The organism is Flavobacterium sp. CR10 (genome assembly GCF_055814415.1).
Genome location: NZ_CP185985.1, coordinates 5,312,536 through 5,325,311, shown reverse-complemented (window position 1 = coordinate 5,325,311; position 12,776 = coordinate 5,312,536). Strand labels below are relative to the sequence as shown.

Sequence of the window (12,776 nt, the reverse complement as noted above, 5' to 3'; positions counted from 1 at the left end):
AATATTTTTCGTTTTATTTGCTCAAACGGTGTAATGTATATGTCATAGCACTTAAAAGGAAAAACGCCATAATTTGGTGAATTAATCCTAAAGCCAATGGCACGCTGTATAATAAAGTGAAAACGCCAAGCAAGAACTGAATGAAAACAAAAACAACTAAAGTTTTGATTCCGTTTGATTGAGTGTTAGTAAGCGTATATTTTTTGCTTTTGAAGAAAAGGAAAAGAATAATCGCGACAACAACATAAGCAAAAGTTCTGTGTACAAATTGAACACCGCTTTTTCCTTCAATTAAGTTTTTCACTAACGAAGATTGTTCAATAAAAACCGATTCGTGAATAAATTCTCCGTCGCTCATTAAAGGCCAGTGATTGTGAATTAATCCTGCGTTTAAACCTGCCACAAATCCGCCGTAAATAATTTGGATTAATAAAGCTGCTAAAGCATAACGCGCAATATTTCTAAGAGGTAAAATCTTGTTGATATTTCTTTCGGGATAAATCAAATCCAATGCTACCCAAAGTGTGTAAGCGAAAGTGATGAAAGCAAAAGTCAAGTGCAGTGAAAGTCTAAAGTGGCTTACATCTGGATTGTCGATTAATCCGCTTCTTACCATAAACCAACCTAAGAATCCTTGGAAAGCTCCCATTGCCAAAAGGACGATGCATTTTTTAATGGTTGGAGTATCTAATTTCTTTTTAGCTAAAAAGTAAACAAACGGCACAAAGAAAACCAAACCAATAATACGGCCAATGAAACGGTGAAACCATTCCCAGAAATAAATGAATTTATAATCGGCTAATTGAAAATCGTTGTGAATATTTATTTTCTGATATTCAGGAAATTTTTTGTACTCGTCAAAAGCAGCTTGCCATTTGGCTTCTGTTAAAGGTGGAAAGGTATCGGTTACCAAATGCCAGTCGGTCATTGATAAACCTGAATTGGTCAAACGGGTGATTCCGCCCACAACAACCATTAAAAATAATAAAATACAGCCCGATAGTAACCAAATGATTACTGATTTATTCTCTTTTTTCATTTTATTAAATAATACTTATTTCTCAACTTTTTTTAAGCCTAGTTTGGCAGCTCTTTTAATCACAAAATCATAAGCCGCCTGATATTCATTTGGAATATCTCCTTCAAGAATTGCTTCTTTTACCGCTTCTTTTAAAATTCCGATTTCGCGTGAAGGTTTTAAATCGAATATTTCCATAATTTCTTCTCCAGTAATTGGCGGTTGAAAATTACGAACATGATCGCGTTCTTCTACTTCTACAATTTTCTTGCGAACGAGTTCGAAATTCTTATGATATTTTTTGAATTTTGATGGATTTTTGGTTGTGATATCCGCCTCGCACAAAGTCATTAAATTTTCAACATCTTCTCCAGCATCAAAAACCAAACGACGAACCGCACTGTCAGTCACAATATCCTGAGCTAAAACAATAGGTCGCGAACTCATAATAACCATTTTCTGAACGAATTTCATTTTATGGTTTAAAGGCATGTGCAAACGTTCGAAGATTTTTTTTGCCATTTTTCCGCCCAAGAATTCATGACCGTGAAAAGTCCATCCTTGTTTTTTAGTAAAACGTTTAGTTGGTGCTTTTCCGATATCGTGCAATAAAGCCGCCCAACGCAACCAAACATCATCTGTGTTTGGACAAATGTTATCTACAACTTCAAGCGTATGGTAAAAATTGTTTTTATGTGTATGACCTTCAATTTCTTCTACCTGATTCAACGCAGTTAATTCAGGTAAAATAATATCTAAAAGTCCAGTTTTGTATAAAAGTAAAAATCCTGTCGAAGGTTTATCGGTCATGAGAATTTTGTTTAACTCATCAACGATTCTTTCACCAGAAATTATTTTGATGCGATCTGCATTTTTTGTGATGGCATTTAATGAATTTTCTTCAATTTCGAAATTCAATTGAGTAGCAAAACGAATGGCACGCAACATTCGCAAAGGATCATCAGAATACGTAATATCTGGATCCAAAGGCGTTTTGATTGTTTTGTTTTCTAAATCTGTTAATCCATTAAAAGGATCTAAAAGATCTCCGAAATTATTTTCGTTTAATGATAAAGCCAGCGCATTGATTGTAAAATCACGACGATTTTGATCGTCTTGCAAAGTTCCGTTTTCCACAATCGGATTTCGGCTATCGCGAGTGTACGATTCTTTTCGTGCGCCAACAAATTCGATATCGGTATCTTCAAAACGAAGCATAGCAGTTCCATAAGTTTTAAAAACCTGAACTTTTGGTTTGTTCGGGAGTAAATCGGAAACTTTAAGAGCCAATTCGATGCCGCTTCCAACAGCAACTACATCAATGTCTTTTTTTGAACCTCGATTTAAAAGCAAATCACGAACAAATCCGCCGATCACATAAGAGTCAACTTTTAATTCCTGAGAAGCTTTCGAAATGATATCGAAGATTTTGTTTTGTAAAGCAGTTTTATAGTTTGTTTGTATCGCCACGAATTCGCTAATTTTTGAGTAAAAAAGCATTTCTGATTTCAATTGAAATAAAATGCATGCAAATTTACAACATAGAAAATGCCTATTATAATCTAGAGCTCACTTTTTTGAACAATTTCACATTTTGTTGCATTGATTTTTATGAATTGAGAAAGGGTTGCCACGAATTTCGCGAATTTTCACGAATTTATTTTTTCTGCCACTCCCGATAGCTATCGGGATAAAGGATTAAAATGATTAAGAAAATCTCTCAATCTTGATCTATATGTAAATAAATATTATTTACCACAAATTACACAAATTTTCACAAATTGATTTTAATTCTGCTCTAGATTCCAGAATTAAAATGGTTGAAAAATCTATGTAAATCTTTTAATCTGTGACAAAGAAAGTGAGAGAATAATTTGTGAAAATTTGTGGTGAAAAACATTTATACAATAATAAAACAAATCAATTGCAAATAATAATTTTTAAATTTTCAATTTGTATTTTTGAAACATAGAAAAAAGCACACATGAAAATTGTTATATCTCCAGCGAAATCATTGAATTTCGAAAAAGAATTGCCAACATCTCAATATACAGAACCTTCATTTTTAAAAGAAGCAAGAGTGGTTCATAAAGTAGTAAAAACAAAAAAGCCAGCTGAATTATCAGAACTAATGTCGATCTCAGACAAACTGGCTGATTTAAATTGGAAAAGAAATCAGGATTGGAAAACACCTTTTACACCTGAAAATGCACGCCCAGCGGTTTATACTTTCGATGGTGATGTGTACACAGGTTTGGATGCTTATACCATTCCGTTAGAAAAATTAGATGTTCTTCAGGATAAACTGAGGATTTTATCAGGCCTTTACGGACTTTTAAAACCATTAGATTTAATGCAGGCATATCGTTTGGAAATGGGAACTAAAATGCCTGTTGGAGAATCTAAAAATTTGCATGAATTTTGGAAACCAACAGTTACTAAAGCTTTAAATAAAGAATTAAAAAAAGATGAATTATTCGTGAATTTAGCAAGCAACGAATATTTTTCTGCTGTTGATGTAAAAGCTTTAAAAGTTCCTGTAGTTACTCCAGACTTTAAAGATTACAAAGATGGAAAATTAAAAATGATCAGTTTCTTTGCCAAAAAGGCGAGAGGTATGATGGTGCGTTATATTATAGATACCAACGCAGAAACTATTGACGATTTAAAGGGTTTTAATTACGAAGGATATCAGTTTGATGCGAATCTTTCAAAAGGAAATCATTTGGTTTTTACAAGATAGTTTTTTGAGGTGCTGAGGTTCTAAGATGCTAAGGGACTAAGTTTTTTAACCGCAAAGGCGCAAGGTTTACGCAAAGTTCGCAAAGGTTTTACACAAAGCTTTGCGAACTTTGCGTTTTTATCGACTCTTAGAAATAAAATCTTTGCGTCTTTGCGGTTAAATAGAAAAAATAAACGCCGAATTCTAAATGATGAATTCGGCGTTTCTGCGTATTATAAAATTATTATTATTAATGCATTGCGTCGGCTGCACTAATTTTGTTCTTCCCTTTTTTGATAAAGAGAATAATCGGTATGCAACATAAAAACATAATTCCTAGATAAAGGAAAATATCCATATAAGCCATTACGGTGCTTTGCTTCATAACTGAAAGTTCTATTGCCTGATATGCTTTTTTCAAAGCAACATCTGCACTATATCCTTTTGCCATAAAGGCGTGTTGCATTCCTGCAATACGCTGCTGTACGTCAAATTTAGCAGGATCTAGGTTATTAATTAAATCTACTCTATGAGATTGACTAAAACGTGTGATGAAAGTGGTAATAATAGCGATACCAAAAGATCCTCCCAATTGACGCATCATTCCAGTAAATGCTGCTCCTTCACCAATTTGTTTCCCTTTTAATGTTGAAAGCGAAAGCGTTGTAATAGGAACGAAAAGCAACCCTAAACCAATTCCTCTCAAAATTAAAGGCCAATACATATGTTCAACTCCTGTGTCAGGTGTCATACGGCTATACATCATGAAAGTGAAGAAGAAGAAAATTAAAAATCCAACTCCAACCATGTATCCCTGCGGAACACCTTTCTGAATCATATTACCCACAAATGGCATCATAAGCGCTGTGGTGATAGATCCTGGAATCAATAACAACCCCGCATCTGTAGCGGTCCATCCTAAAATAGATTGCGTGTAAATTGGGATAATTAAGGTAGAACCATATAATCCGAAACCGAGAATAAAACACATTACCGTTCCAATTCTAAGATTTCCGTCTTTTAAAACGCTAAGATTTACAATCGGATATTCGTAAGTAAGCTCTCTCCAAATAAAAAGAACCAATCCTAGAATAGTAACAACACTTAAGGCTACAATTGTTGAATCATTAAACCAGTCATCTTGCTGTCCATGCTCTAATACGAATTGTAAAGAACCAATAAAAGCACTCAGTAAAATGATTCCCCACCAGTCAACCTGATTGGCTTTTAATTTTTCTCCATATTTCGGACTTCTAACAAAAGTTAAAGCCAAAATCGTAGCAATAATTCCCAACGGAATATTGATATAGAAAATATAAGGCCAAGAATAATTATCTACTAAATATCCTCCCAAAGGCGGACCAAGAGTTGGACCTACAATTACACCCATTCCGTAAATAGCCTGCGCCATTCCACGTTTTGCTACTGGGTAACTTTCTGTAATAATCGTTTGGGCTGTTACCAGTAATGCTCCTCCACCCATACCTTGTACGAATCGGAAGGCTACAAGTTCCCAAATATTTGTGGCATTACCACACAAAAAAGAACAGACTGTAAATATTATAATGGAAGCCACAAAATAATTACGTCTTCCAAATTGCTGCGATAGCCAGCTCGTCATCGGGATTACAATAACATTCGCAATTGCGTATGCTGTAATTACCCATGCCACATCAGTCAAGGTAGCACCAAGACTTCCGCGCATGTCAGTCAGCGCTACGTTTACAATCGTCGTATCTACAATTTCCAGCAGTGCACAAAGTACTGCTGTAATTGTAATGATAACGCGTCTGAAACCGTATTCTACTAAATCGTCGTCTTGTACTGCTGTTGCCATTTATTTTATTTCAAATGTACATCTACGTCAACGTTCATACCTGGTCTTAAAAGTTTTACTTTTTCAGGATCGTTTGATTCGTCTATGGTAATTTTTACTGGTAATCTCTGAATTGTTTTTACGAAGTTTCCTGTTGCGTTATCAGGAGGCAATAATGAAAAACGAGATCCTGTTGCAGGAGAGAAAGAAGATACAGTTCCTTTAAACTCATAGTTTGGATATGCATCAACTTTTAAGCTTACTTTTTGTCCAACAACCATTTTGTTTAATTGTGTTTCTTTAAAGTTAGCTACAACCCAAGCTTCATTATTGTTGATAATGTAGAATAAAGATTGTCCCGGTTGAACTAATTGTCCTGGCTGAATATCAACTTTAGAAACTTGACCGTCAATTGCAGCTGTAACTACTGTATAAGAAAGGTTTAAGTGAGCTACATCAAGCATTGTTTTTGCTTTTTTGATGTTTGCAGCAGCAACCTCAGTTTGCTTGTCAGAAACTTTAGATTTTGATTGGATAACCGATTTTTGGTAAGAACTAGCTCTTTGTTGCTGTTCTAAAACACGTACTTGGTTTTCAGCTTCTTCTTTTGCAGTTAAAGCCTGCTCATATTGCTGTTTTGTAATAGTATGTGTCTTGTACAAGTTATTGTAACGGTTATAATCGTTTGTAAGCTGTCTCAATCTAATTTTTGCACTTTCGATAGAACCAGTTGCAGATTTCATTTGAGCATCAGAAACTGAGATGCTTGCATTTGCACTTCCGATATCTGCTTTTGCCGCTTCGTATTGTCCTTCTGCGCCCAATAATGCAGCATTAGCTTCATCAATCTTTAATTGATAATCTCTCTTGTCGATTGTAAATAAAGTATCTCCTTTTTTTACATAATCATTATCTTTCACATAAACTTTGCTGATATATCCTGAAACTCTTGGGATAATCGGGTTCATTCTTTTCTCGATCTGAGCATCATCAGTTTCTTCGTGAGCTTGTCCGTGTAGGTATTTAGATATTCCGTAAGTTCCGCCTCCTAAAATCAGAACTGCAAGTATGATGATGAATTTTTTATTTGTTTTTTTCTTTTCCATGAGAGCTATCGATTATATTTTAGAAAGATTGAATGATTGTGATAATTGTCCTGATACTGAAAGTAATTCGTAATATTTTTGAATAATGGTTGCTTTTGCTACAGCAGTGTTAATTTTAGCGCTTAATTGTTCAACATCGGCTTCAACCAAATCATTGGTGTCGGCAAGACCATTGTCAAATTTATCTTTTACCAATCTGTAGTTTTCGGCTGCTTGCTGAAGCGCTTCTTCATAAACCACACTTTGATTAATTGCTAGGTCATAATCTTCAATAGATTTTTGAACCTCTACTTTAATGCGGTCTGTCATAATTGCTTCGGTATTTTTTACTTCCAAAGCTTTGCTTTCTGCTTCTTTTACGTGAACATTATTTTTTAGAATTCCCGATAAATCATAAGATAATCCGATTCCAAAGTTCATTGCATATTTTACAGTTACAATGTCTTTAAGGTCAAATGCAGTGTAACCACCTAAAAGTGAAATTGAAGGATAATATCCAGCTTTTGCAATTTTGACATTAGCTTCAGAAGCTTTGCCTTGTAATCTTATTGCTTCTAAATCTTTTCTGCTTTCAAGTGCAACAGCATCAGATGTTATAGAATTGCTTGTTTTTAGATTAAAGAAATCCTCTTCATTTACCTGAATTTTTACATTAGGATCTAATTTCAGCAAAGTAGTAAGATAGAAGTTGATATTATTGATATTATTGTTAGCTTCATCAATAGATAATTGCGTTTTAGAAACTAATAATTGCGCTTTCAATAAATCATTTCTCGGAATAATTCCGTTTTTCTCCAATTCAGTAAAATCAGTAACACGCTGTTTTGCGCTTTTTTGATTTTCGTTTAAAACATCTAAAGTCTTTTGAGCCTTGTATAATGCTGTATAATAAGTGATTGCTTTTAAAGCAACATCTTCTTTCGTTTTTGCGGCATTAGCAGTTTCTGCTTCATACATTCCTTCATAGGCATCTATGCTGTTTTGAATTTTAAATCCAGCAAAAATAGGAAGGCTTAAATTTGCCATTCCAAGCATTGCACGGTCTGGAGAGGCTAATGAAGCACTTTCGCCTTGATTAGGCATATCAATAGATGCTTTTGTAAGGCGCTGATATTGACCAGAAATTTTAAGATCTGGGTACTGATTATTTTTTACGGTTTTTAATTCGTATTTTTTTGTGTTTACCTTAGTGTTGGCAAGCGTAACTTCGTTACTCTTTTCCCAAGCCATTTGCACGGCCTCGCCCAAGGTTAAACTTGTTTTTTCTTGTGCTTCTATTGAAGATATTCCGATGAAGAAAACTCCAAAGAGCATTAATTGACTAATTTTCATAAACAAGTAGCGCTTTTATAGTTTGTTGAATGTGCTTTGTAAGATCGTTTTTAATGTAATTGTTAAACATTTCTTCTGTTTTTAAATCAAATAATTCTTCGAAGAAAGAGCGATTCATGTGAAAGTGAAAAAAGGTTCCGATAATCGTAGGCGTAATAAGTTGGATATTAACATCTTTTCTAAAAACTCCTTGGGCTTGACCTTGTTTGATAATGCTTTCAACCGATTTTAAATTTCCTTTTTTAAGTTCAGTAAAAGCTTGAAGGCTTTTTTCTCTCTTTTTATTGTAAAGTTCAAAATGTAAAACCCTGTAAATCCCTTTGTTAAGGCAAATTCTGTTGATGTAAATTTCGATTAATTTATTGACTTTTTCAAGAGGTTCTATTTCTTCTTGCAATAAATTTTCGAGTTGTAGTTTTAAATCAACAGTTTTGTGAAAAATAAGAGCTTCAAGTAGCCTTTCTTTTGACCCAAAATAATAAGAGACCATGGCAATGTTAATTTTGGCCTCTTTGGAGATATCCCGTATCGATGTTCCCTCAAATCCTTTCTCAGAAAAAAGCCTTTCTGCAACATTAAGAATCTGAATTTTTTTATCGTTCAATTCGATGTGTGACATGGTATTGTTTCTAATCGGATGCAAAATTAAACACTTGTTTAATTTAAACGCTTGTTTAATTTTATTTTAACATAATATTAACATAAAGCGTTTTCGATAATTTATGTTAATTTGTTCTTTAATTAGTTAAAATAAAAAAGCTGAAACACTTTAGTATTTCAGCTCTTAAGGAGTTTATTTGTCTAATTTTATTTTGATCGGATTTTGTCTGGTGTCAAATACGTTGGTAACATACACAACATTTCTATATTCATCAATCCAGTAAATAATTTTATAATTTTTAAAAACTAAATATCTAAAATTCTGAATTCTTTCTGATAAAAGTTCTTCTTTCTGGCCACCATAAGCATTATATTCAAGAGAAAGAGAAGAATCTACCAAACCATCTATCAATGCTTTTGCAACTTTTATTCCAGCTTTATATTTATAATATTCAAAAATGTCTGTTAGTTTATCCTCAGCAAATTGAGTCCAGTAAACAGTTAATCCCATTTTTGAATTCTTGATTTTAAATCTTTAGCTGAAGTAATTCGACCTTGAGCAACATCATTTATAGATTGATCAATTTCATTATTAAATTGATCTAAACTCATCGGTTTCATTTCCAAATCCAATAATTGAACTTTTTGTTCATGAAGCAATTTTTCGAGCTGATTTACTATTTCTTCATTTTGCAATCTAAGAAATTCTTGTACAAATGATATTTTACGAGCTTCTAAATCCATAATATTTGATTTTATTCAAAGGTATAAAATATTTGAAGAGGTTATGCTTACAGATTCTTAAAATTAAAAAACGGTACTTAAAAATTGTTTTTAAATACCGTCTATGATATGATTTATATATGTTATCTATCGAATCCCTCCAACAAACTCAGCAATTTTTCCGCTTCCGTTTTCTGCTAAGTGTTTAATGAAAGCACTTCCAATAATTGCACCTTTAGCATATTTAGTCGCCTGATTGAAAGTTTCTTTATTCGAAATTCCAAAACCAACAATTTGAGGATTTTTCAAATTCAAATTAGCGATTCTTTCAAAATAACTTTCTTGTACATCACCAAATCCAGATTGAGATCCTGTAACACTTGCAGAACTAACCATATAGATAAATCCGTTTGAAACGCTGTCAATAAAACGAATTCTTTCGTCTGAAGTTTGAGGCGTAATCAAGAAAACATTGATCAAACCATATTTTTCAAAAATTGCTTTGTATTCATCAGCATACACATCAACTGGAAGGTCAGGAATAATTAAACCGTCAATTCCGATTTCAGCACATTTCTGGCAGAAAGCTTCAACTCCGTATTGTAACATCGGATTAAAGTATCCCATAATAATCAACGGAATTTTTACGCTTTCGCGAATGTTCTTCAGTTGATCAAAAAGGATTTGAGTTGTCATTCCGTTATGAAGCGCCTGTGTAGAACTTGCCTGAATTGTCGGTCCATCTGCCAAAGGATCGCTAAAAGGAAGTCCAATTTCGATTAAATCAACGCCGTTTTTTTCTAAATCCTGAATAATCTGCACGGTATCATTTAAGTTCGGATATCCCGCAGAAAAATAGATCGAAAGGATCTTTTTATCTTCTTGTAACTTTTGAGTTATTCTGTTCATTTTTAATATTTTTTATCCTAAAAGGTTTTCAAAACCTATTAGGTATGTTTATGTTTTGCTTTAGCCAAAGATTAAAAGTTTATTTCACGCAGATTTAAAATGATTTAAGCTGATTCAACAGATTTATAATTTATATCTGCTTTAATCTGCAGCATCTGCGTGAAACAAAAAAATACTTATAGTAGTCGGTTAATCTATGGCATTATATTTTAAAATTTTACAATTCGACTTTCCCAATAGTCACCTTGCTTTTCAACCAACAATAATCCAGAGTCAGAGTCATTCATTTGAGCAACTAATTCGCCTTTATTATTCCAAAAAGCGCTTTGACCCGCTGAAGGAGATCCCCAAGATTCTCCACTGAAATTAGACATCAAAATATTCATTTGATGTTTTTCAGCATAATTCTGTAAATCTCGGTACGCATTCGGAATTCCGTTTGGCGAAAAGAAAATGCTCGCAATATAAATGTCTGCGTTATTTTTTGCAGCATTTTCAGGATGTTTCGGATTGTCAATATCAGCACAAATCGCAAATGCAATATTCTGATTTTCAATCGTGACCATCGGATTGTTATCAAACGTAGACTGGAAATATTCGTCTTCACCCTCATGCAAAAACTGCTTTGTATAAATAGAAACTGAATCGTTGGGCGCAATAATATATTCGCCAATAAACAATTGATTTTCAATTAAAATTGGAGCGCCAGCAATAATGACAATATTATTGTCGGTAGCCAAATTTTTCAGATGATCTATTCTGTAATCATCTTCGGCGAAAGCCAATTCCAAAGCATTTTCTCTCTCATATCCAGTAATTGACATTTCAGGAAAAGCGATTAATTGAGCTCCATTTTGTGCCGCCAATTCAATAAGCCTATAATGGTCTAATAAATTTGAAGCAATATTTCCACGTTTTGGTTTAGTCTGTGCGGCTGCTAAAATCATGTTTTAATTATTTATTTTCAGTATAAACCCAAGCAACTGTTCCTGATTTTAGTTTAACCTGAATTCTTCTGTACGAATTAGATTCGAATAAATCTACTTTTGCTAAATCTGCATTAGAAACATTAAAAACAACACCATGAATGGTTTCTGCTGCATTTTCGCTTGGTATCGCAACCACATAATCAGCCATTCCAAATTCTTCTTCTATTTGCAAACTTTTCAGTTTGTGGCCAAGAAGCTGATCTGCAGTTCCTGTTAATACTTTATTGAAAATCTGCATTTGAATTTGTTTAGATCGTAATGTTCCGTATGAAAATAATTTTTCCATAATTATTATTTTTCTCGTTAGTAGTTTTGATTTAGAATAAAATCCTGACCCGCTCAAGCGGTAACACCAAAAGTATAACTTTTATTACAATTTAAAATATTCAATATAATTATCTAAATCTTTATCGCCACGGCCAGAAAGACTAATTACAACAATATCGCTTGGTTTGAATTTTTTCTGGTCTAAAACAGCAAATGCGTGCGCACTTTCAATCGCTGGAATAATTCCTTCCAATTTTGTAAGCTGTAAACCTGCATTCATAGCATCATCATCGGTTACAGAGAAAAATTCGCCACGTCCAGTTTGTGCCAAATGTGCGTGCAAAGGTCCAACTCCAGGATAATCTAAACCTGCTGAAATAGAATATGGTTCTGTAATTTGTCCGTCTGGTGTTTGCATTAAAAGTGTTTTACAGCCATGGATAACACCAACTTTTCCTAATTTGCTCGTTGCAGCACTATGACCGCTGTCAACTCCTTTTCCAGCTGCTTCAACCGCAATGATTCCAACTTCCGGTTCGTGTAAAAAGTGGTAATAAGTTCCCGCAGCATTACTTCCTCCGCCGATACAAGCCACGACATAATCAGGATTTTCACGTCCTTCTTTTTCTTTCAATTGCCATTTGATTTCTTCTGAAATAATGCTTTGAAAACGCGTCACCATATCTGGATATGGATGCGGTCCAATTGCAGACCCAATAATATAATGTGTATCAACAGGATTATTAATCCAATCACGGATCGCTTCGTTCGTGGCATCTTTTAAAGTTCTTGAACCTGAAAGCGCTGGACGAACTTCTGCGCCTAACATTTTCATACGCGCAACGTTTGGTGCCTGACGAGCAATGTCGATTTCACCCATATAAACGATGCATTCAATTCCCATTAATGCGCAAACCGTTGCAGTTGCTACACCGTGCTGTCCAGCTCCAGTTTCGGCAATAATTCTTTTTTTGCCTAGACGTTTTGCTAATAAAATCTGACCAATCGTATTATTTACTTTATGTGCTCCTGTATGATTTAAGTCTTCTCTTTTTAGATATACTTTGGTGTTGTATTTTTCAGATAAACGTTTTGCAAAATACAACGGACTAGGGCGCCCAACATAATCTTTCAGCAATTGGTTGAACTCAGCTTTAAAATCAGGTTCATCCATTATACTTAAATACTTCTGACGTAATTCTTCTACATTCGGATAAAGCATTTCAGGAATATAGGCTCCTCCAAATTCTCCGTAATATCCTTTTTCGTTAACGTTAAAACTCATTTTTTTTAA

General features: G+C 33.9%; 13 protein-coding genes. 1 reads left to right on the top strand and 12 read right to left on the bottom strand.

Annotated elements, in window-relative coordinates; translation table 11 throughout:
• Positions 1–13: 13 nt before the first annotated feature.
• Both ACNRYB_RS22350 and ACNRYB_RS22345 read right to left on the bottom strand, forming a co-directional pair.
• Positions 14–1,039 (bottom strand): COX15/CtaA family protein, encoded by a 1,026-nt coding sequence (locus ACNRYB_RS22350; protein ID WP_473728806.1) that lies wholly within the window; start codon positions 1,037–1,039, stop codon positions 14–16.
• Between the two features lie 15 nt (positions 1,040–1,054).
• Positions 1,055–2,518 carry a CCA tRNA nucleotidyltransferase gene (locus tag ACNRYB_RS22345; protein ID WP_473728805.1) on the bottom strand — a complete coding sequence of 488 codons (1,464 nt, stop codon included), beginning with the start codon at positions 2,516–2,518 and terminating at the stop codon, positions 1,055–1,057.
• 484 nt (positions 2,519–3,002) lie between these two features.
• Here ACNRYB_RS22345 and yaaA point away from each other — a divergent pair, with 484 nt between their 5' ends.
• On the top strand, positions 3,003–3,761 hold the full coding sequence (gene yaaA, locus ACNRYB_RS22340; RefSeq protein ID WP_473728804.1) for a peroxide stress protein YaaA: 759 nt from the start codon (positions 3,003–3,005) through the stop codon (positions 3,759–3,761).
• A 229-nt stretch (positions 3,762–3,990) separates the two neighbouring features.
• Here the strand turns inward: yaaA and ACNRYB_RS22335 are convergent, their stop codons facing one another.
• The 10 genes from ACNRYB_RS22335 to trpB form a co-directional block, all read right to left on the bottom strand.
• The gene (locus ACNRYB_RS22335; RefSeq protein WP_473728803.1) at positions 3,991–5,577 is read right to left on the bottom strand and encodes an MDR family MFS transporter; all 1,587 of its coding nucleotides are present in this window, start codon (positions 5,575–5,577) and stop codon (positions 3,991–3,993) included.
• A 5-nt stretch (positions 5,578–5,582) separates the two neighbouring features.
• Positions 5,583–6,662 carry an HlyD family secretion protein gene (locus tag ACNRYB_RS22330; RefSeq protein ID WP_343707976.1) on the bottom strand — a complete coding sequence of 360 codons (1,080 nt, stop codon included), beginning with the start codon at positions 6,660–6,662 and terminating at the stop codon, positions 5,583–5,585.
• Between the two features lie 12 nt (positions 6,663–6,674).
• On the bottom strand, positions 6,675–7,994 hold the full coding sequence (locus ACNRYB_RS22325; RefSeq protein ID WP_473728802.1) for a TolC family protein: 1,320 nt from the start codon (positions 7,992–7,994) through the stop codon (positions 6,675–6,677).
• Positions 7,984–8,613 carry a TetR/AcrR family transcriptional regulator gene (locus ACNRYB_RS22320; RefSeq protein WP_111363359.1) on the bottom strand — a complete coding sequence of 210 codons (630 nt, stop codon included), beginning with the start codon at positions 8,611–8,613 and terminating at the stop codon, positions 7,984–7,986. The genes ACNRYB_RS22325 and ACNRYB_RS22320 overlap by 11 nt, the downstream gene beginning before the upstream one ends.
• Before the next feature lie 174 nt (positions 8,614–8,787).
• Positions 8,788–9,105, bottom strand: coding sequence for a type II toxin-antitoxin system RelE/ParE family toxin (locus tag ACNRYB_RS22315; RefSeq protein ID WP_473728801.1), 318 nt, complete (start codon positions 9,103–9,105; stop codon positions 8,788–8,790).
• A complete protein-coding gene (locus tag ACNRYB_RS22310) occupies positions 9,096–9,338 on the bottom strand; it encodes a hypothetical protein (protein ID WP_473728800.1) in 243 nt (80 codons plus the stop codon). Before ACNRYB_RS22310 ends, ACNRYB_RS22315 begins: the two co-directional genes overlap by 10 nt.
• A gap of 126 nt (positions 9,339–9,464) precedes the next feature.
• Positions 9,465–10,226 carry a tryptophan synthase subunit alpha gene (trpA, locus tag ACNRYB_RS22305; protein WP_473728799.1) on the bottom strand — a complete coding sequence of 254 codons (762 nt, stop codon included), beginning with the start codon at positions 10,224–10,226 and terminating at the stop codon, positions 9,465–9,467.
• 209 nt (positions 10,227–10,435) lie between these two features.
• A complete protein-coding gene (locus ACNRYB_RS22300) occupies positions 10,436–11,173 on the bottom strand; it encodes a carbon-nitrogen hydrolase family protein (RefSeq protein ID WP_473728798.1) in 738 nt (245 codons plus the stop codon).
• 7 nt (positions 11,174–11,180) lie between these two features.
• Positions 11,181–11,501 (bottom strand): gamma-glutamylcyclotransferase family protein, encoded by a 321-nt coding sequence (locus tag ACNRYB_RS22295; protein WP_473728797.1) that lies wholly within the window; start codon positions 11,499–11,501, stop codon positions 11,181–11,183.
• A gap of 84 nt (positions 11,502–11,585) precedes the next feature.
• Positions 11,586–12,767 (bottom strand): tryptophan synthase subunit beta, encoded by a 1,182-nt coding sequence (trpB, locus tag ACNRYB_RS22290; RefSeq protein WP_066033846.1) that lies wholly within the window; start codon positions 12,765–12,767, stop codon positions 11,586–11,588.
• Positions 12,768–12,776: the final 9 nt, after the last annotated feature.